Origin of the sequence: Brevibacterium sediminis, from assembly GCF_024895295.1 — a bacterium.
Classification (GTDB): domain Bacteria; phylum Actinomycetota; class Actinomycetes; order Actinomycetales; family Brevibacteriaceae; genus Brevibacterium; species Brevibacterium sediminis.
On record NZ_JAHQRN010000001.1, the window covers coordinates 433,092 to 453,362 of the forward strand.

15 protein-coding genes and 1 tRNA gene are annotated in these 20,271 nt (G+C 65.5%); all 16 read left to right on the forward strand.

Annotation, left to right across the window (positions count from 1 at the left end; translation table 11 throughout):
* Window positions 1-47 precede the first annotated feature (47 nt).
* The 16 genes from guaB1 to prmC all read left to right on the forward strand — a co-directional run bounded on the left by guaB1 (window position 48) and on the right by prmC (window position 20,247).
* Complete coding sequence (gene guaB1 / locus KTJ89_RS01985) at window positions 48-1,505, forward strand: GMP reductase (protein ID WP_172169163.1); 1,458 nt, start codon at window positions 48-50, stop codon at window positions 1,503-1,505.
* A gap of 131 nt (window positions 1,506-1,636) precedes the next feature.
* Window positions 1,637-2,968, forward strand: coding sequence for a hemolysin family protein (locus KTJ89_RS01990; protein WP_139466966.1), 1,332 nt, complete (start codon window positions 1,637-1,639; stop codon window positions 2,966-2,968).
* On the forward strand, window positions 2,965-4,026 hold the full coding sequence (locus KTJ89_RS01995; protein ID WP_101545483.1) for a hemolysin family protein: 1,062 nt from the start codon (window positions 2,965-2,967) through the stop codon (window positions 4,024-4,026). The genes KTJ89_RS01990 and KTJ89_RS01995 overlap by 4 nt, the downstream gene beginning before the upstream one ends.
* Before the next feature lie 416 nt (window positions 4,027-4,442).
* Window positions 4,443-5,480 carry a M15 family metallopeptidase gene (locus KTJ89_RS02000; protein ID WP_172169166.1) on the forward strand — a complete coding sequence of 346 codons (1,038 nt, stop codon included), beginning with the start codon at window positions 4,443-4,445 and terminating at the stop codon, window positions 5,478-5,480.
* 112 nt (window positions 5,481-5,592) lie between these two features.
* Window positions 5,593-5,668 (forward strand) — tRNA-Arg (locus KTJ89_RS02005).
* 122 nt (window positions 5,669-5,790) lie between these two features.
* Entirely contained in the window at window positions 5,791-6,564 is a 774-nt protein-coding gene (locus KTJ89_RS02010; protein WP_139466969.1) for an ABC transporter ATP-binding protein, read from the forward strand.
* Complete coding sequence (locus KTJ89_RS02015) at window positions 6,561-9,110, forward strand: ABC transporter permease (protein ID WP_172169169.1); 2,550 nt, start codon at window positions 6,561-6,563, stop codon at window positions 9,108-9,110. Before KTJ89_RS02010 ends, KTJ89_RS02015 begins: the two co-directional genes overlap by 4 nt.
* 49 nt (window positions 9,111-9,159) lie before the next feature.
* A complete protein-coding gene (locus tag KTJ89_RS02020) occupies window positions 9,160-10,335 on the forward strand; it encodes an MFS transporter (protein WP_172169172.1) in 1,176 nt (391 codons plus the stop codon).
* Window positions 10,336-10,419: 84 nt separating this feature from the next.
* Window positions 10,420-11,247 (forward strand): DALR anticodon-binding domain-containing protein, encoded by an 828-nt coding sequence (locus tag KTJ89_RS02025; RefSeq protein ID WP_172169175.1) that lies wholly within the window; start codon window positions 10,420-10,422, stop codon window positions 11,245-11,247.
* The gene (gene lysA / locus KTJ89_RS02030; protein ID WP_172169178.1) at window positions 11,247-12,686 is read left to right on the forward strand and encodes a diaminopimelate decarboxylase; all 1,440 of its coding nucleotides are present in this window, start codon (window positions 11,247-11,249) and stop codon (window positions 12,684-12,686) included. Before KTJ89_RS02025 ends, lysA begins: the two co-directional genes overlap by 1 nt.
* 35 nt (window positions 12,687-12,721) lie before the next feature.
* Window positions 12,722-14,029, forward strand: a complete 1,308-nt coding sequence (locus KTJ89_RS02035; RefSeq protein WP_172169181.1) for a homoserine dehydrogenase — start codon at window positions 12,722-12,724, stop codon at window positions 14,027-14,029.
* Window positions 14,030-14,031: 2 nt separating this feature from the next.
* Window positions 14,032-15,117, forward strand: a complete 1,086-nt coding sequence (gene thrC / locus KTJ89_RS02040) for a threonine synthase (RefSeq protein ID WP_172169184.1) — start codon at window positions 14,032-14,034, stop codon at window positions 15,115-15,117.
* 2 nt (window positions 15,118-15,119) lie between these two features.
* Window positions 15,120-16,022: a homoserine kinase gene (thrB, locus tag KTJ89_RS02045; protein ID WP_259356727.1), complete on the forward strand. Its 903-nt coding sequence runs from the start codon at window positions 15,120-15,122 to the stop codon at window positions 16,020-16,022.
* Window positions 16,023-16,246: 224 nt separating this feature from the next.
* Window positions 16,247-18,241, forward strand: a complete 1,995-nt coding sequence (rho, locus tag KTJ89_RS02050; protein WP_172169187.1) for a transcription termination factor Rho — start codon at window positions 16,247-16,249, stop codon at window positions 18,239-18,241.
* Window position 18,242: 1 nt separating this feature from the next.
* The gene (prfA, locus tag KTJ89_RS02055) at window positions 18,243-19,319 is read left to right on the forward strand and encodes a peptide chain release factor 1 (protein ID WP_139466978.1); all 1,077 of its coding nucleotides are present in this window, start codon (window positions 18,243-18,245) and stop codon (window positions 19,317-19,319) included.
* A gap of 1 nt (window position 19,320) precedes the next feature.
* The gene (gene prmC, locus KTJ89_RS02060) at window positions 19,321-20,247 is read left to right on the forward strand and encodes a peptide chain release factor N(5)-glutamine methyltransferase (protein WP_172170243.1); all 927 of its coding nucleotides are present in this window, start codon (window positions 19,321-19,323) and stop codon (window positions 20,245-20,247) included.
* The last annotated feature ends 24 nt before the right edge of the window (window positions 20,248-20,271 follow it).

The window sequence follows — 20,271 nt, forward strand, 5'->3', positions numbered from 1 at the left end:
CCTAACGTGATGTGCCATCGAATGTGCAGTTAAGGGACAATAGTGTTATGCGTTTCATCTCAAATGACCCGAACACCGATCTCACCTACTCCGATGTCTTCCTCGTGCCGAACTCCTCGGCACTGACTTCGCGCTTCGAAGTCGACCTCACGGCGACCGATCCGACCGGGTCGACGACGCCGCTCGTCGCAGCGAATATGACTGCTGTGTCCGGTCGACGGATGGCGGAGACGATGGCACGTCGCGGGGGACTGGCGGTGCTGCCCCAGGACATTCCGCTGACCGCCGCGCAGGAGACCATCGCCTGGGTCAAGAGCCGCGACCGAATCTTCGAATCCGCGCTGCGCTTCTCGCCTGATGACACAGTGCTCAACGCTCTGCACGTGCTGGCCAAGCGTTCGCACGGCTTCGGCGTCGTCGTCGACGACGGGGGAAGGCTCGAAGGCATCATCAATGCTGCAGATCTGCGCGGAGTCGATCGCTTCACCTCGGTGGCGGAGCTGTTGGACTCCTCACCGCATGTCATCCGCGCCTCCGAGGTCGACTGGGAGGACGCTGCACAGCTGGAGTCCCTCTTCGAGTCGATGACGGAGTCGCGAGCCGAGTTCGCCGCTGTCGTCGACGATGAGAACACGGTGCTCGGCAGCCTGACTCCGAAGTCGCTGCTGCGCTCGTCCATCTACACGCCCAATGTCGACGATCGAGGACGGCTGAAGATCGCCGTGGCCATCGGCGTCAACGGTGCCGCGGTCGAACGTGCCGCTGCGTTGGTCGAAGCCGGCGCGGACGTCCTCGTCGTCGACACCGCCCATGGCCACCAGGTGAAGATGCTCGACACACTGTCGGCGATCGCGGATGCCGAGCTCGGGGTGCCGATCGTGGCCGGAAACGTCGTCACGGCCGAAGGGGTCCGCGACCTCGTCGCTGCCGGCGCCGACATCGTCAAGGTCGGAGTCGGCCCGGGAGCCATGTGCACGACCAGGATGATGACCGCGGTCGGTCGTCCCCAGTTCTCCGCAGTGCTCGAATGCGCCGAGGCGGCTCGCGAGCTGGGTGCCCACGTGTGGGCCGACGGCGGAGTCCGCTACCCCCGCGATGTCGCTCTGGCCCTGGCGGCCGGGGCCTCTCAGGTGATGGTCGGATCCTGGTTCGCCGGGACCCACGAATCGCCCGGCGACCTGCTCGTCGACGGAGAGGGTCGGAAGTACAAGGAGAGCTTCGGCATGGCTTCGGCTCGGGCCGTGGCCAACCGGACCAGAGCGGAATCGGCCTTTGCGCGCGCTCGCAAAGGACTGTTCGAAGAGGGCATCTCTTCGTCAACTATGTACATCGACCCTGAATCTCCTGGGGTCGAGGACCTGCTCGACGGCATCACTTCGGGCGTTCGCAGCTCCTGCACCTATGCCGGGGCCGGTGATCTCGGAGAATTCGCGCGTCTGGCCGCGGTCGGTGTTCAGAGCGCCGCCGGCTACGAAGAGGGCCGACCGCTGTCGGGAAGTTGGTAAGATCTCCTCATGCACAGTGACAGTCCCGGCCGGCGGGAAGCCGGCGCCCCAGATGACGACCCTCACCCCGCGAGGGTCTCACACCTCAACTGCTCTGCTGAGCAGATAGCGATCGGCGGGGACAGTCACTGATGGAATGGATACTCCTCGCCCTCGCGCTGCTGCTCATCCTCGGCACCGGAGTCTTCGTCGCAGCCGAATTTTCGCTGCTGACGCTCGACCGCCATACAGCCGATAAAGCGGTTGAAGAAGGTGTCGTCGGCGCGAAGACGCTGCGGCGTTCGATGACCCATCTGTCCACCCAGCTCTCGGCAGCGCAGGTGGGCATCACGATCACCACTCTGCTCACCGGTTACCTCATGGAACCGTCCTTGGGCAGGCTGCTGGCGCCGCTGTTCGAGGCCTGGGGCGTCGGCCCCGGCCTCGCGGCCCCGCTGGCGCTGACCATCGCCCTCATCGTCTCCACCGTGGGATCGATGATCTTCGGAGAGCTCGTGCCGAAGAACCTCGCCATCGCTGTTCCGCTGGCGACCGGTCGCATCGCCGCACCGATGCAGTACGTCTTCTCGATCGTCTTCAAGCCCGTCATCGCCGTCCTCAACGGCACGGCGAACAAGATCCTCATGTCGATGGGCATCGAGCCGCAGGAAGAAGGTTCGGTGGGGCGTTCCCCGGAGGAGCTGACCTCACTCGTGCGGCACTCCGCCGAAGAGGGCGTGCTCGATGAGCAGACAGCAGGTCTGCTGGAGAGGACTCTGAGCTTCTCCGAGCGCACCGCGGAAGACGTGATGACTCCGCGCACGCGCATGTCCACGGTGGACAAGGACACCACGGCTCGACAGATCATCGAACAGGCTCGGGACACCGGATTCTCCCGGTTCCCCGTGGCTGACGAGGACAAGGACCACATCGTCGGAGTCGTTCACGTCAAACAGGCCTTCGCCGTACCTCCGAGCAACCGCGACGACGCCTATGCAGGAGGGCTGATGACCGAGGTCCGTGAGATCCCGGAGACGCAGCGCCTCGACCCGCTGCTCTTGGAGCTGCGCGCCACCGGTCTGCAGATGGCTGTGGTCGTCGATGAGTTCGGCGGCACAGCTGGAGTGGTCACCCTCGAGGATGTCGTCGAGGAGCTCGTGGGCGAGGTCGCCGACGAGCACGATCGGATGCGCGTCGCGGCACGACCGGCTCGCGACGGCTCCTGGATCGTGCCCGGTCAGCTGCGGCCCGATGAGATCTCGTCGACGATAGGGGTCACGATCCCGGAGGACTCGGACTACGAGACTCTGGCCGGATTCGTCCTCAAGGAGCTCGGGCGGATTCCCGAACCGGGTGACGAGGTCCGCATGGACGATGCCCGCATCGTGGTCGAACGGATGCACGGACGACGCATCGAACGCCTCCGGGTGGTGCTGCGCGCCGCCGACGCAGGGGCTTTCGAAACCGGAGGTGAGACTCGATGAGCGCCGATTGGTTCGGACTGGTCTGGCTGGTCGTTCTCCTGCTGGGCAACTCCTTCTTCGTCGCCGCCGAATTCGCGATTGTCGCTGCCAAGCGATCACAGATCGAACCGCGAGCGGCCGAAGGCTCCGCGGCGGCCAAGACCGCTCTCTATGCGATGGAGCACGTATCACTGATGCTGGCGATCTGCCAGCTCGGCATCACCGTGTGCTCCCTGCTTTTGGGCAATGTGGCCGAACCGGCCATCCACCACCTGCTCGCCGGTCCCCTCGAGGGCCTGGGCATTCCCGCCGGACTGTCCTCGACGATCTCCTTCGTCCTGGCGCTCGGCGTCGTCACCTACCTGCACGTGGTCATCGGTGAGATGGTGCCGAAGAACCTGGCGCTGGCCGCCTCCGGCCAGGCCGTAATGCTGCTGGCGACACCGCTGGTGTTCCTGGCGCGAGTCTTCGGTTTCGTCATCCGCCCCCTCAACGGCCTGGCCAATGGGGTCCTCCACCTGTTCAAGATCGAGGCCCGTGACGAGGTCAATGAGGCCTATACGATCGAGCAGGTCGAATCGATCGTGGCCGAGTCGAAGCGCGAGGGACTGCTCAGTGATGACACTGGGCTGCTCAAGGGCGCCATCGAGTTCAGCGACAAGACTGCGTCCGACATCATGGTCCCGATGTCCGAACTCATCACGATCTCGGACAAGGTGACCCCGAACGAGCTTGTGACCTTGGTCGGCAAAACAGGCTTCTCCCGATATTTCGTCGTCGGTGACGACGGGTATCCGCAGGACTACCTCCACATCAAGGATGTCCTCTACGCAGACACCGAAGAGGCCTTCGACGCTCCAGTGCAGAGCAAGCGTTTCCGTCCCCTGTTCACGGTCACCGCCGATGACGAGGTCGAAGAGGCGCTGGCGCAGATGCAGAAGGCGGGAATCCATGTCGCCCGCGTCATCGACTCGCAGGCGCAGGTCCTCGGCCTGCTGTTCCTCGAAGACGTGCTCGAAGAGCTCGTCGGCGAAGTCCAGGACGCGATGCAGCGGGGACGATTCGACTTCCGCCGCTGAGCATTCTGTGCCGGCCGATCCGCCCGGCTCACCCAGTCGCCTCGCGGGCGGTCTCCTGATTGCGGGGAGGCCGCCGTCGAGCCGTCGCGTCCGCTCCCGGCGCTGTGTCGGTGCGCGGAGCCATGTGTTCGGCCGTGAGGCCATGCCTGTGCTCGTGAGAAGTGCCGTTCGGCGCGGAGTCCCAGACGTGACCGACTGTGTAACGGTTCGTAACGAAACAGTCATTCAGGACACCTGGAGTAGGGCGCCTGTAGTGATCTGTGACCATGCATCGTCAGGAAATGACCTGGTCACACGCTGTGTATGAACTGAAGGTGACATTCTGTAACGATGTCGTTATAGTGTTGTGACATAAGCTTTCGGGTGCCCGGCAGAGGGCTTCCACCGCACAATCTTCACCAACAGTATGGAGCACTATGTCGAGTGAGCTCTCGACCGTCGAGGCGCCGCCGGTCCGCCGACGTGATCTGCGGAAGCAGAACGCCTCTTCGCAGGTTTCGACGATCAACTCTTCGCATCCCGTGACATCGCAGTCGCGGAACAGCGCATCCGCAGCCCTCTCACCTCGTCGCGCGGCGATGGCCGCCGAGGCCCGCGCAGCAGCGGGCTCACCGCGACGGGCAGCGATGGCCAAAGAGGCTTCTCTCCCGATGACCCCTGCGGGTCATACGTCGACGCTGGCCGCGGCTCAGCTCGGCAACCGCGGTTCCGACGGTTCGCTGCTGCGCTCGGTCCGCCGCCGTCAGGTCACCACCTTCTCCGCTCTGGCCACCGTCTCGGTCACCGGTACCGCCATCGCTGCCGTGATGGTCGCCGGCAACATGAGCGGCAACCAGGAAGTCAAGGTCGACGACACGGCCGCACAGTCCCAGCCGCGTGCGATCAACGCCGAATCGGTCTCCGCCGACATCAAGGTCGACGACGATGACAAGACCTCGATGACCATCGGCGCCCCGAGCGCCAAGCAGACCAAGGTCGACGCGGCGTCTCGCGCGATCACGAAGACCGTTCTGCCCGGCTGTGACGAAGCAGCCCCGAAGGGTGAGGCGAGCAACGGCGAGCTGCCCGACGGATGGCTGTGCGAGATCGGCGTGGGCAATCACAAGCTGCGCTCCGATGCGGCCGTGTCGTTCGCGAAGATGAACGCTGCCTTCAAGAAGGACACCGGCAAAGACCTCGCAGTCACCGACTCCTACCGTTCGCTGGAATCACAGGTCTCCGTCGCCGCACGCAAACCCGGCTTCGCGGCTCGTCCCGGAACCTCCAACCACGGTTGGGGCCTGGCACTGGACCTCGGCGCGGGAACGCAGAACGGAACCGGCCAGCAGTACGAATGGCTCGTCGCCAACGCCGAGAAGTTCGGGTGGGAGAATCCGGACTGGGCCAAGCGCAATTCCTATGAGCTCTGGCACTGGGAATACGTGCCCGGCCGCAAGGCTATGAAGGGTGCCTGATCTGCTCGAACATCTCTGATCACAGCCCTACGGCACCGCGGGCAGTCCTCGAGGACTGCCCGCGGTGCCGTTTTGGGAGGTGGTGCCCAACGGTGATAGAGTTGCATCCGTTGCCCGCGTAGCTCAGTGGATAGAGCGTCTGCCTCCGGAGCAGAAGGTCGTAGGTTCGAATCCTGTCGCGGGCACCACGACACCGCCCATCTCAACTTCTGAGGTGGGCGGTTCTGCATTCGCGGTCCGAGTGGTCGATGGTGCAGACAGGATCTAAGGTAGTCGGAGACGAGACCCGGACCGCGATGTGAGGCATACGATGTCGGAATCTGCTGAAGAGCCCGTCCAGACCGGCGCGGGGGACGATGAGATCGTCCTCCGAGCGCAGGGTCTGCGCAAGAGCTTCGGCCGCGGTGATACGGCAGTCGACGCTCTCGACGACATCAGCGTCGACTTCGAATCGGGACGCTTCACCGCCATCATGGGGCCCTCCGGATCCGGAAAATCGACGTTCATGCATGTGCTTGCCGGACTCGACCGTGTCGATTCGGGCTCGATCATCATGCGCGGGCAGGACATCACCCGTCTCAACGACCGGCAGCTGACCCAGCTGCGGCGTGACCGCGTCGGCTTCATCTTCCAGGCCTTCAACCTCGTCCCGACGCTGAGCGCTGAACAGAACATCGAACTGCCGGTCTCGCTGGCCCGGAAGAAGATCGATCGTGAGTGGAAGGCCGAAGTCGTCGAACGACTCGAACTCGGCGATCGTCTGCAGCATCGTCCGCACGAGCTCTCCGGCGGTCAGCAGCAGAGAGTCGCCGTGGCCCGGGCTCTGCTGACGCGGCCGGATGTCATCTTCGCCGATGAGCCCACGGGAAACCTCGACTCCCATGCCGGAGCGGAGGTCCTGTCCCTGCTCGGTCGGGCCACGACCCTGTACGGGCAGACGATCATCATGGTCACCCACGACCCCGTCGCGGCATCGCACGCTGGCCGGGTCGTTCTGCTCAAGGACGGGAGAGCCACGGGTGAAGTTCGTCAGCCGACGCGCGAGAGCGTGGTCACGGCGCTGAGTGAACTGAGCTCTCTGTGATCGCAGTCGCCCTCGCGCAGATTCGGATCCACTGGGCCCGATTCCTCGCAATCGGCCTCGGCATCGCATTGGCTTCCGGATTCGTCGCAACCACCCTGATCATCAATTCCTCGCTGCAGGACAGCCTCGAACACGCCGTCGGTCGTTCTTTCGAGAAAGCCGACCTCACCGTCGTCCCGGACAGAGACGTCTTCGTCGGGGGAGACGAGGCCTCTCCGCTGCTGCGCCCCTTGGCCGAAGTCGACGGGGTGGCTACCGCGTCGTTGTCGGCCCGCACAGTGACCACGGGCCGAGGTGCCGCATTCTCCGAAAGCTCTTTTGCGCTGTCTCCGGTGCCCGCCGATGAACGGCTCGACACGTTCGATATGGTCTCCGGTCAGCGACCGGAAGCGACGACGGACCTCGTGCTCGACACTCGCACGGCCAGCGATCTCAACGTCGGAGTCGGCGATGAGATTCGCTTCACCGTCGATGCTGTGCCAGTGGAGAGCGGAGACGATGACATGCCGATCTACCGGGGTCCGAGTCAGAGCAGCGTCACCTTCTCCGTCGTGGGCATCGCCGAAATGGGGCAGGATCCGGCCCTGCCCGGCGCCACTCGAGCGCTGACGACAGCATCGGGCTATCAGGAGTATTTCGCCCAGCAGGGCGATGTCATCGCCATTCAGATCGCCCTGGAGAGCGGCGCGGACCCAGAGGCTGTGCGTACTCAGCTGCAGAGGGTCATCGATGGTTCGGAATTGAGCGGCAGCCTCGAAGCGCTCTCCGTGGACGATGCCGTGAAAGCGAAGACCGACCGCCTCTCCGGCGGCAACGCCGTCGTGACCGGTCTCCTGCTCGTCTTCGCCGGAATCTCCGTCATCGTCGCCATCCTCGTCGTCTCCAATACCTTCTCCGTCATCGTCGCCGGACGCCGTCGGGAATTCGCTCTGTTGCGCTGCCTCGGAGCCACCCGCCTGCAGATGTACGGCTCGGTCGTGGCCGAAGGGCTCTTCGTCGGATTGCTCGGGTCGATCTTCGGTGTGCTCACCGGGGTCGTCGGCAGTCGCGTACTGATGGCTGTAGCGGTGCGCTACTGGCCGCAGGAGTTCCCCTACGACACTCTCACCGTTCCTGTCTCCGCCCTGTTCAGCGGTGTCGTCGTCGGTGCCCTGCTGACGATTGTGGCCACCATCCGACCGGCTCGCAGTGCCATCGCTGTAACCCCGCTCGAAGCACTCCAGCCCTTCGACGCATCCATCTCGCCGAGCACCCGCGCTCGTCCGCGCCACCTCGTGGGTTTCGGCTGCATCGGGCTGGGTGTGGTTCTCGTCATCGTCTCGGTCTATGCGGTGTCGGCTTCGCAGCTCTGGATCCTCGGCGGAGCGCTGGGTGGGGGACTCGTGGTCACGGGGCTGGTCATCAGCGCGGCGAAGATCATCCCGCCCGTCGTCGCATGGACGGGGGAGGTGCTGTTCAGCCCTTGGGGCGTTCCCGGTCAGCTGGCGACCCTGAACACATTGCGCAATCCGCGTCGCACCGCGGCCACAGCCACGGCGCTCATCATCGGCGTGACCTTGGTGGCGACGATCCTCGTGGGCGGCATGTCGACGAAAGCGACGCTCAGCCACGGCCTCGACCAGCGTTATCCCGTTGACATCTCCGTGCCGCTGTCGGGCCTCGTCGATGATGACCAACTCGACGATGTGCGCGGGATCCCCGGCGTGTCCACCGCGGTCATCGCCCACCGCGCCGAGGCGGTCGAAGACTTCAAGGGCTCCCGTCCCGAGATCTTCGTCATCGACCCGGACAGCGCCGAGACCGTACTCGGAGACGCGGCCGCGAACATCGTGTCCGGACGGGTCACAGTCCCCGAAGACTATCCTTCACCGACAGTGCGGGTGAAAGGGCTCAACGAGATGAGCGTGCCCGTGCACAGGGACGGCCTCTCCAGTCTCGCCTTCTTCACCACCCCCGACGTCGGCAACGATCTCGGCATCTCGGCGACGACGACGGCCGTGCTCGTCCGCCTCGACGAGGATGTCGACGTCGACGAGATCACCCGCATCCGTCAGTCCGTGGCCGAGACGCTCGACGTATCCAGCGACGAGGTCGGCGGCTCGGCCGTCGCCCGGGGCGCCTATTCCGAACTCATCGATGTCATGCTGGCCGGGGCCGTGGCTCTGCTCTTCGTCTCCGTGGTCATCGCGCTCATCGGCGTCTCGAACACGGTCAGCCTCTCCGTCATCGAGCGCCGCCGGGAGAACGCGCTGATGCGGGCGCTGGGGCTGAGCCTTGCGCAGCTGCGGACTCTGCTGGCGCTCGAAGCGGTGCTCATCTCATCGGTGGCTGCACTGCTGGGACTCGTGCTCGGCGGTGCCCTGGGCATCGTCGGCACACGGTTGGTCACCCACGACTACTCCACCGACCTCATCGTCGACTTCTCTGCCCCGTCCTTCCTCGGCATCCTCGGCGTGGCGGTCGTCGCCGGCATCCTCTCCGCTCTGGCACCGGCCAGGCGAGCGTCCCGACTCTCACCGGTCGAAGGTCTCAAACTCGACTTCTGATGGGCCCCGGCCACCGAACCGGACGTCGGTGTCTGATAGGAAAGAGCTCATGAACTCCGCGCGCATCCGCATTCTGATCGTCCTCGGAATCGTCTTCGCTGCCTTCAATCTGCGCCCCGGAGTCACCGGGCTCTCGCCTCTGCTCGACACCATGGGCGAAGAGATCGAACTGAGCGCGGTGTTCCTGGCCGTCATCGGCATGCTGCCGCCGCTGCTCTACGGCATCAGCGGCTTCATCACCCCGCGGCTCTATGCCCGCTTCTCCGGACTCGGCCTGACCTTGGCCGCCATGGTGATGGTCATGATCGGACTGGGTGTCCGCTCGGTCATCGATTCGCCGTCGCTGTTCCTGGCGCTGAGCGTGCTGGCCCTGCTGGGAATGGGCATCGGAAACGTCGTCCTCCCGCCCCTGGTGAAATCGTATTTCCCCGACAGGGTGGCCCTCATGTCGACCGTGCACGTCGGGCTCCTCCAGTTCGGGACGTTCATTCCGCCGCTCGTGGCGGTTCCCCTCGCCTCCGGTGTCGGTTGGAGAGGCTCACTGCTCGTCTGGGCCGGTTTCGCGGCTCTGGGTGCGGTCGTGTGGATCGTCATCCGCATGGCCAGGCCCGCACCCGCCGCCGAGGTGGCCGTCGCCGTCGTCGGCGGCAGTGAGCTCTCCCGCCTTCTGCGCAGCCCTCGGGCCTGGGCGCTGATGACGATGACGGGTCTGACGTCGTTCAACAACTTCATCCTCTTCACCTGGCTGCCGGGTCTGCTCACCCGCTCCGGGTTCGATGCTGCCTTCGGCGGGGCGATGCTCGCGCTGGTCACAGCCATCCCTCTCGTCCTCGGATTCGTCCTGCCGACCCTGGCTCAGAAGATGACCTCGGCCTATCCCATCGTCGTCGGCTTCTGCCTCAGCCTGGCCGTGGGGTACCTGGGTCTGTGGCGGCTGCCGACAGCGGCTCCCGTGCTGTGGACAGTGTTGCTGGGCATCGGCATCTCCACGTTCCCACTCGCTCTGACACTCATCACCCTCCGGGCGCGAAACGCCGAGGCGGCGGCTTCCCTGTCCGGCTTCGTCCAGGGCGGAGGGTATCTTCTCGCGGCCACCGGCCCGCTGATCTTCGCCTTTCTCCTCCAGAGCTTCGACAGCATGTGGCCGGCATTCGTCGTGGTGCTCGCCTCGGTGGCCGTCAAATTCTTCGTCAGCCACGCCGCCTGCCGACCCGGCGCCATCTGAGGCCCGGCGGGCTTCCGTCTCGTCATGAGAGCGAAGATGTCATCGGATTCGTCCTCGCCGTCCGGGCCCGAGTACTCTGTTCGAGTGACCCCGGAAGACTTGCAGACTGCACTCGCGCGCGCCTTGGCGACGGCCGAGGCAGGCCTCGTCGCACCGGGGTTCGCCATGCAGATCGACGTCCTGGCTCCGAACCGTTCCGAACTCGGTGACTGGACGACGCCCGTGGCGCTGCGCGCCGCCGCTGCACCCGAGCAGCGGACCGAGCTCGCCGCACATCTGTGCACCGAACTGCGTGCCCTGACCGGGGTGGCGGATGCCGTCATCGCCGGGCCCGGCTTCGTCAACGTGACCCTCACTCCCGCTGGCCGAGCACATGTGCTCAGCGACATCATCACCGCAGCGGGGGAGACCGATTCGATCGAAGGAGCGGAACAGGACGGGTCGCCGCTGCGCACGCTGCTCGTCGCTGCGGACCGGGAATCGGCACAGGCGCCTGTCACCGGCGACCACGACCGTGACGTCGACCCGGTCGCGGTGAACAGCCTGCAGCGCGGCCATGCCGCCGCCTGCCGGGAGCAGCGGCGGGCGCACCGGGCGGGAATCCCGTCCGAGGCCGTCGACGCGGCGGGACTCGAGGATCCGAGCGAGACGCGAATGCTCAATGCCGTGGCGGGACTGCCGTCAGCGCTGGAACGCTCGCGCCGCCTCGGCGAGAACGATCTGTTCGTCAACGCTCTTATCGACCTCGGCGATGCCGTCGAGGACTGGATCCGCCGCTGTCCGGTCACTCCGACGGTCGATGAGGACATCACCGTCACCCATGCCTCCCGGCTCTTCGCTCTGAGAGCCGTCATCATCGTCCTCGCCGCAGGACTACGACAATTGGGCGCTTCGGCCCCGGAGAGGATCTGATGCCCGCACATATCGCAGGGACTCTGCACGCGACACCGGCCCCGGTGTGGCTGCCCTATCCCGATGACGTCAATGCCCTGTTGCCGAGTCTGTGGTCGGACAACGTCACGAAGACCGACGACGGAGTGCTCACGATCGCCGGTCATTCCGTGACGGACCTGGCCGAACGATACGGGACCCCTACTCTCCTCATGGACGTCGCTGACTTCCGCAGCCGTGCCGAGGCCTACCTGAGCACATTCTCCAACGCCTTCTCCGTGGAGAAGGGACTGGCTGGCGCCGATGTGTTCTACGCCGGGAAGGCATTCCTGTGCACAGCTGTGGCCCGCTGGGTGCATGAGGCCGGGCTCGGCCTCGACACCTGCTCCCTGGGCGAGATGATGATCGCCCGCGCCGCCGGTGTCCCCGGCGACCGCGTCGGGCTGCACGGAAACAACAAATCGGCGTCGGAGCTCGAATACGCCCTCGACTACGGCGTGGCCAGGATCTTCGTCGACAGCCTCGATGAGGTCGCACGTCTGGAATCCATCGCTGCGGCCAGAGGAACGGTCGCCCCGGTCATGCTGCGAGTCACGGTCGGCGTCGAAGCGCACACCCACGACTTCATCGCCACGGCTCACGAAGACCAGAAGTTCGGGCTCTCGCTCGCCGACGGCACCGCCGCCCGGGCCGCTCGGCTGGTCGCCGAATCCGAACATCTGCGTCTCGACGGTCTCCACTCCCACATCGGTTCGCAGATCTTCGACATCTCCGGATTCCAGGTCGCCGCCGCCCGCGTACTCGCCTTCCGAGCCGAGATCATGGGCGAACACGGCATCGACCTGCCCGATGTCGACCTCGGCGGCGGCTTCGGCATCCGCTACACCTCCCAGGACACCCCGATCCCGGTCGCGGAGATGGCCGCAGAGCTCGCCGCCGTCGTGGCCAAGGAATGCCGGGGCCTGGGCACGAGCGTCCCCAGGATCTCCATCGAACCCGGTCGCGCCATCGTCTCCCCGGCGGTGTTCACTCTCTACGAGGTCGGCACCGTCAAACAGGTGAGCACGGACAGCGGCACTCGCACATATGTCGCTGTCAACGGGGGAATGAGCGACAACATCCGCACGGCACTCTACGACGCGGACTATTCGTGCACCTTGGCCAACCGGAACTCGAACGCCGAGCCTGCGATCGTGCGGGTCGTCGGCAAGCACTGCGAATCCGGTGACATCATCGTCCGCGACGAATACATGGGCGCAGACGTCACTGCAGGCGATCTCGTCGCGGTCCCCACCACCGGGGCGTACTGCCGCTCGCTGGCCAACAACTACAACCATCTGCCCCGGCCGGGCGTGCTGGCCGTCGAGGCCGATAGAGTTGAGTGGATCGTGACCCCCGAAGACCACACGCAGATGTTCGCCACGGACCCGGGAATGGCCGGGGGAGTGGCGTCGAACTGATGAGTGCGAGAGACAAGAGCGGAAAAGGTGAGGAAATGCAGGCACTGAAGGTTGCCGTGCTCGGATGCGGAGTCGTCGGCACGGAGGTCGCCGCCCGAATCCAGAATCGCGCGGAGGGCCTGGCCGAGCGCATCGGCGCTCCGCTGGAGCTGAGCGCCATCGTCGTCCGCGATGCTTCGAAGGCCCGTCCGGGAATCGACGAGAAGCTGCTGACGACCGACGCCGAGGCGGCCATCGCCGGAGCCGATATCGTCGTCGAGCTGATGGGCGGAATCGAACCCGCCCGCTCGCTCATCACCGCAGCGCTGCGCCAGGGTTCATCGGTCGTGACCGCGAACAAGGCTCTGCTGGCCGCCAGCTACGGCGAGCTCATGTCCGCTGCCGACGACGCTGGTGTGCGCCTCGAGCACGAAGCGGCGGTGGCAGGGGCGATCCCGATCATCCGACCTGTCGGCGATTCGCTGGCCGGGGACCGAATCGAACGCATCATGGGCATCGTCAACGGCACTACGAACTACATCCTCGACCAGATGGACTCCGAGGGCTGGGATTTCGACCAGGCTCTCACTGCCGCCCAAGGGCTCGGATACGCAGAGGCCGATCCGACCGCTGACATCGGCGGACACGATGCGGCGGCGAAGGCTGCGATCCTGTCCTCGCTGGCCTTCCATGCACCCGTGTCGATCGATGACGTCCACGTCGAAGGCATCGAAGGCGTCACCGCCGAGATGGTCGAGACCGCCCGGGACCAGGGCTTCGTCATCAAACTCCTCGCCGTGTGCGAACGTGTGGCCTCATCACCGGCAGGGGCCGGTCTCTCGGCGCGCGTCTATCCGGCGCTTCTCGACCGAGGACACGCACTGGCATCCGTCCGCGGTGCCTTCAACGCCGTGTTCATCGAGGCCGAAGCCGCCGGCGAGCTGATGTTCTACGGACAGGGAGCCGGTGGAGCACCGACCGCATCCGCCGTGCTCGGCGACCTCGTGTCCGTGGCCAGGCGCAAGGTGCTCGGCGGACGCGGACAGTACGAACGCCCCTTCCACGAGGACTACCCGATCCTGCCGATCTCGGCGATCACGACCAGGTACCACATCACCCTCGACGTGGTCGACCGTCCCGGTGTGCTCGCCGCGGTCTCCGAGGTCTTCGCCGATGAAGGGGCATCCATCGAACTGATGCGACAGACGATCGGGGACATCGACGACAACGGCGTCCAGCACGCGAAGCTCGTGCTGGCCACCCACTCGAACACCGACTCGACTCTGCAGAAGACGGTCGATCGACTCGTCGATCTGCCGGTCGTCCACACCGTCAAATCCGTGATCCGCGTAGAAGGACAGTGACTATGAACTACCCCAGACACCAGTGGCAGGGCGTCGTCGAGGAATACCGCAGCCTCCTCGACATCTCCGCTGACACTCCTGCCGTCACACTCGGTGAGGGCGGGACCCCGCTGATCAGGGCGGAGAAGCTCAGCGCACGCACCGGTGCCCAGGTGTGGGTGAAGTACGAGGGCCTCAATCCGACTGCGTCGTTCAAAGACCGCGGTATGACGATGGCGATCACCAAGGCTGTGGCCCACGGTGCCAAAGCCGTCATCTGCGCCTCGACGGGCAACACCTCGGCCTCTGCCGCCGCCTATGCCACGAAGGCCGGACTGACCTGCGCTGTGCTCGTGCCCACCGGCAAGATCGCGCCGGGGAAGATGAGCCAGGCCATCGCCCACGGAGCGACCCTGCTCGAAGTCGACGGAAACTTCGACGACTGCCTGACGCTGTGCCGCAAGCTCTCGGAGTCCTACCCGGTCCACCTCGTCAACTCGGTCAATCCCGATCGCATCGAAGGCCAGAAGACCGCGGCTTTCGAAGTCGTCGACGTCCTCGGCGACGCTCCCGACATCCATGTTCTGCCCGTCGGCAACGCCGGCAACATCACGGCGTACTGGAAGGGCTACAACGAATACCGCGAACACGGGATCTCCAAGCAGCTGCCTCAGATGTGGGGCTTCCAGGCCGCCGGTGCCGCACCGCTGGTGCTCGGCCACCCCGTCGACGAACCGGACACGGTGGCGACCGCCATCCGCATCGGCAACCCCGCCAGCTGGACGCAGGCCGAAGCTGCGCGTGACGATTCGGGCGGTCTCATCGATTCGGTCACCGACGACGAGATCCTCGCCGCCCATAAGATCCTGTCCAGCGAAGAGGGCATCTTCGTCGAACCCGGTTCGGCCGCCTCGGTGGCGGGTCTGCTGAAGATGGCCGACGCCGGTCGGGTCCCTGCCGCTGCGACGATCGCGGTCACCGTGACCGGTCACGGACTCAAGGACCCCAGCTGGGCCCTGCACACCGCCGACGGGTCCGATATCGAGACCAAGCGGGTCTCCGTCGACGCCGTCAGCGCCGCACGCGCCCTGGGACTCGAGGACAGCTGAGGGTGCGCGTCCGACTCGAGGTCCCGGCCACCTCGGCGAATCTGGGGCCCGGCTACGACTCGTACGGGCTGGCCCTCGACATCGTCGACACCCTCATCCTCACCGTCCACGACGCAGCGGTCGATCCTCACCGCTGCGTCGAGGTCACGGGGGAGGGCGCCGAGGTGCTGCCCCGGGACGGCTCGCACCTGATCATGCGCATCATCGGTGAGGTGCTCGACTCGGAGTTTCCCGCCGTCGCGGCAGAGCTGAGGCCGCGTCTGTCGCTGGAGTGCGACAACCGGATCCCTCATTCCCGTGGATTGGGCTCCTCGGCCGCGGCCGTCGTAGCCGGCATCGCCCTCGCAGCGGAGCTCGGAGCCTGGTCGACCGGAGTCGAGCTGAGCCGGGACCGGATCCTCGAGATCGCCACCGCCGTCGAGGGGCATCCGGACAACGCCGCCCCCGCGATCTTCGGCGGACTCACCGTCTCTCTGTCGGAGCCTGTGAAGTCGTGGCAGGTGCCAGTGCGCACCGTCCAGGCGGTCACCGTGCTCGTGCCCTCGTTCCGCCTTGACACCGAGGTCGCCCGTGGACTCATTCCCGCCGACATCGATCACGCGATCGCGGCCGACAATTCGGCTCGGGCGGGCCTGCTCGTCCATGGGATGAGCAATGACTCCCAGGTGCTCTTCGAAGCCACCCGCGACCAGCTCCATCAGGAGTTCCGCCGCGGCGCCTATCCGGAGTCGATGGCTCTGGTCGACGCACTGCGCGCCGAAGGTCTCCCGGCCGTCGTCTCCGGCGCCGGACCGACGGTGCTCGTCCTCGCCGAGGCGGTTCCCGACGCCCTCGTGCCGGAAGGCTTCGTCGCTCAGCGCACCGCGATTGACCTCGGTGGTTACCGGGTGAGCCGAGAAATCTGAGGAAACGATTCGCCAGATCGTCTCCGAACAAGTAGACTGTGGGTGTTCCGACAGGGCACGGCTTCCCGCTGTTCTGCACAGGTCCGTCGCCGATGTCATACATTCTGGAACATCTCCTGCTCATTCTTTAGCAGGTTTTCTTTCACAACGCACCGTCAATGGTGTTTCCGTCGCCGTGAGCAAACGGCACATGCCGCACGGCCGAAAGAGGGAGAAGGACCTTCGTGTCTGAAACCACCACTCAGGATTCCACCCCGCGCACAGGCAGCCTCACAGCGCTGCGGCTGCCTCAGCTCCAGGAAATGGCTGCCGGGCTGGGAATCAAGGGTTACCGTCGCCTTCGCAAGAGCGAACTGATCGACGCCATCAACAGCCACTCGGGCGGATCTGCTGAGAAGAAGTCCGTCCCCACCGAGAAGAAGCCCGCCGCGGAAGCGGCCGCCAAGGCTGAGAAGCCGGCGGAGAAGCCGGACGAGAAGAAGCAGGAGTCGACGAACCGTCGCTCTTCGCGTCGCTCTGCCGCTTCCGCGTCCGAGGACGCTCCGGCGCTCATCATCGAACCGAACACCGAGTCCTCGTCGTCTTCGACGGCGAACGAGTCCGGTGCGGACCAGTCCGGGGGAGCAGCCTCCGAGGAGAACAGCGGCGATCAGGATCGTCAGCGCTCTCGCCGCAGCCGTTCTCGCTCCCGCGGCTCCGAGTCCCAGACCGAGGGTCGCGACGGCAACGGTGAGGAATCGGCCGACCGCGGCGGCCAGGATCGCTCCGGCGACCAGGACCGCTCCGACCGTGACCATCGCGGAGGGCGCGACAACGACCGTCGCAGCCGGAACAACGACCGCTCCGACGACAACCGTGGCGGCAACGGCCGGGGCAACAATGACCGGGACGGCGGCAACGATCGCAGCCACCGCAACGACCGGGGCGGCAACAACGACCGCAACGATCGTCGCAACCGCAGCAACGACGATGACGATCGCGGCAACAACCGCCGCGGACGGGGTCGTGACCGCAAGCGCCGCGGCCGCGGCAACGACGAGCCGGACATCCGCAACGACGATGTGCTCATCCCCGTCGGCGGCATCCTCGACGTCCACGACAACTACGCCTTCCTCCGCACCTCCGGCTACCTGCCGGGGCCGAACGACGTCTACCTTTCGGCATCCATGGTGCGCAAGAACGGTCTGCGCAAGGGCGACGCCGTCGCCGGCGCGATCCGTCAGCCGCGTGAGAACGAACAGCGGAACAACAAGCGCGAAAAGTTCGATGCCCTCGTGCGCCTCGATTCCGTCAACGGACTCACCGTCGACGATGCCCGCAGCCGTGTCGAGTTCTCGAAGCTGACTCCGCTCTACCCGCAGGATCGTCTGCGCCTCGAGACCACCTCGAAGCTGCACTCGACCCGTCTCATCGATCTCATCACCCCCATCGGCAAGGGCCAGCGCGGACTCATCGTCGCGCCTCCGAAGGCCGGCAAGACGACGATCATGCAGCAGATCGCCAACGCGATCACGGAGAACAACCCCGAAGCGCACCTCATGGTCGTCCTCGTCGACGAACGTCCCGAGGAAGTCACGGACATGCAGCGTGCGGTCAAGGGCGAAGTCATCGCCTCGACCTTCGACCGTCCGGCCGACGACCACACCACGATCGCCGAACTCGCCATCGAACGCGCCAAGCGCCTCGTCGAGATGGGTTCCGATGTCGTCGTGCTGCTCGACAACATCACGCGCCTGGGACGTGCCTACAACATCGCCCAGCCGGCATCCGGTCGGATCCTCTCCGGCGGTGTCGACGCCAATGCGCTCTACCCGCCGAAGAAGTTCTTCGGTGCTGCACGCAACATCGAAGGCGGCGGCTCGCTGACCATCCTCGCCACGGCTCTCGTCGAGACCGGCTCCAAGATGGACGAAGTCATCTTCGAAGAGTTCAAGGGCACCGGCAACATGGAGCTGCGTCTGAGCCGTCAGCTTGCCGACAAGCGCATCTTCCCGGCCATCGACGTCAACTCCTCGAGCACTCGCCGCGAAGAGATGCTCATGACCAAGGAAGAGACGAAGGTCATGTGGCAGCTGCGCCGACTGCTCTCGGGCCTCGAGCAGCAGCAGGCTGTCGAACTGCTCATGTCGAAGCTCAAGGAGACCGGCTCGAACGTCGAGTTCCTCATGCAGGTGCAGAAGACGACCCCGCTGCCGAAGTCGTCGACCGACAACAGCTGAGATGGTCGACGACACCCTCACGGCCAGCGTCAGCGCACTGCTCGATGAGCACGCCCGGGTTCAGGAGGAACTCTCCGACCCCGCGGTCCACGCTGACGCCGGCCGGGCCAAGAAGCTGACCAGGCGGTACGCGGAACTCGACAAGGTCGCCGCGGCCGCCCGGCACTTCGCCCAACTCGAAGCCGACCACGCAGCCGCCGTGGAGCTGGCCGAGGACGACGCCGACTTCGCTGCGGAGGCCAAGCGTCTGTCCGCAGAGATGGAGACGGCCGAGGGTGAGCTCAAAGATCTCCTGGTACCCAGCGACCCGGATGACTCCCGAGACGCCATCATCGAGATCAAAGCCGGCGAAGGCGGCGACGAATCCGCACTGTTCGCCGGTGACCTGCTGCGGATGTACCAGCGGTGGATCGACTCGCGCGGCTGGTCGAGCCAGATCCTCGACGCCACGCATTCGGATCTCGGCGGATACAAGGACGTCACCATGGCCGTCAAGGCGAAGAACGACGGCGCCTACGGCTGGGTGAAGTTCGAAGGCGGAGTGCACCGTGTCCAAAGGGTCCCGGTCACCGAATCGCAGGGACGCATCCACACCTCCGCAGCCGGTGTGCTCGTCTTCCCCGAAGTCGATGAACCCGAAGAGATCCAGCTGGACGAACACGATCTGCGCATCGACGTCTACCGCTCGTCCGGACCCGGCGGCCAGTCCGTGAACACCACGGACTCCGCTGTGCGCATCACGCACCTGCCGACCGGAATCACAGCGAGCTGCCAGAACGAGAAGTCCCAGCTGCAGAACAAAGACGCAGCGATGCGCATGCTCCGTGCTCGGATCTTGGCCAAGCAGGCCGAAGAGGCCGCAGCGGAAGCCGCAGACATCCGTCGTTCGCAGGTGCGCACCGTCGATCGCTCGGAACGCATCCGCACCTACAATTTTCCGGAGAACCGGATCACCGATCACCGCACCGGATACAAGGCCTACAATCTCGATCAGGTGCTCGCCGGCGATCTCGATCCGGTCATCGGATCCTGCCGCGACGCCGACAAGGCCGCACGCCTCGACGCGCTGGGGGACTGACCTGGACACTGTCAGGCCGACTCTCGTCTCCGACCTCCTTCGCGGGGCGACCACGCTCCTCACCGAAGCAGGCATAGCGAGTCCCGAAGCCGATGCGCTCGAACTGCTCGCCCACGCATGGTCGATCGACAGGGCATCGCTGAGCCGCCGCCGTCTCTTCGACGAACCCGTGCCGGAGTCGGTGAGCACTCGATTCGCCGAACTCTGTGACCAGCGGAGGCGGCGGACACCGCTGCAGCATCTCACCGGCATCGCCCACTTCCGGCATCTGCAGCTGCAGGTGGGCCCCGGAGTCTTCGTGCCCCGACCGGAGACGGAGCTGCTCGCCGGAGCCGTTCTGAGCGAACTGTCCGAACTCGCCGAAACTGACTCGACGACGGAGAACGACAAGGCTCGGCGTCCCTTCGTCATCGACCTGTGCTCCGGTTCGGGAGCGATCTCCCTCTCCGTTGCCACCGAATTCGACTCCGTCGACGTCCTCGGCGTCGAACGCGAATCCGCGGCCCTGGAATGGTCACTGAAGAACCTCGAGCAGTGCCGCCTCGGCGAGTCGACGGTCGAGTTCATCTCCGGTGATGCGACGACGATCACGAAGGCTCGGCCGGATCTGTGCGGGCGTGCCGACATCGTGGTGACGAACCCGCCCTATGTTCCCGATTCCGCCGTGCCGCGGGACCCGGAGGTCGCCGAACACGATCCCGCGGCCGCGCTCTACGGCGGGGATTCGGGTTTGGAGATTCCGGGACTCATCATCAGTCAAGCCGAGCAGCTGCTGAGATCAGGCGGACTCTTCCTCATGGAACACAGCGAGGAACAGGGCGATGGGGCACGGGAACTCCTGGAGGCCACGGCCAGTCTGAGACATGCCGCCACATTCCAGGACTACACTGGACGCGACCGCTATACAGTGGCGCGCCGTGAGGCGTAGGGGATCTCGGAGACGAATTCCCGC

What these genes read in the sequence shown, in the direction of transcription:
- guaB1 (WP_172169163.1), top strand. Translation starts at nt 48, where the DNA reads ATGCGTTTCATCTCAAATGACCCGAACACCGATCTCACCTACTCCGAT.
- KTJ89_RS01990 (WP_139466966.1), top strand. Translation starts at nt 1,637, where the DNA reads ATGGAATGGATACTCCTCGCCCTCGCGCTGCTGCTCATCCTCGGCACC.
- KTJ89_RS01995 (WP_101545483.1), top strand. Translation starts at nt 2,965, where the DNA reads ATGAGCGCCGATTGGTTCGGACTGGTCTGGCTGGTCGTTCTCCTGCTG.
- KTJ89_RS02000 (WP_172169166.1), top strand. Translation starts at nt 4,443, where the DNA reads ATGTCGAGTGAGCTCTCGACCGTCGAGGCGCCGCCGGTCCGCCGACGT.
- KTJ89_RS02010 (WP_139466969.1), top strand. Translation starts at nt 5,791, where the DNA reads ATGTCGGAATCTGCTGAAGAGCCCGTCCAGACCGGCGCGGGGGACGAT.
- KTJ89_RS02020 (WP_172169172.1), top strand. Translation starts at nt 9,160, where the DNA reads ATGAACTCCGCGCGCATCCGCATTCTGATCGTCCTCGGAATCGTCTTC.
- lysA (WP_172169178.1), top strand. Translation starts at nt 11,247, where the DNA reads ATGCCCGCACATATCGCAGGGACTCTGCACGCGACACCGGCCCCGGTG.
- KTJ89_RS02035 (WP_172169181.1), top strand. Translation starts at nt 12,722, where the DNA reads ATGCAGGCACTGAAGGTTGCCGTGCTCGGATGCGGAGTCGTCGGCACG.
- thrC (WP_172169184.1), top strand. Translation starts at nt 14,032, where the DNA reads ATGAACTACCCCAGACACCAGTGGCAGGGCGTCGTCGAGGAATACCGC.
- prfA (WP_139466978.1), top strand. Translation starts at nt 18,243, where the DNA reads ATGGTCGACGACACCCTCACGGCCAGCGTCAGCGCACTGCTCGATGAG.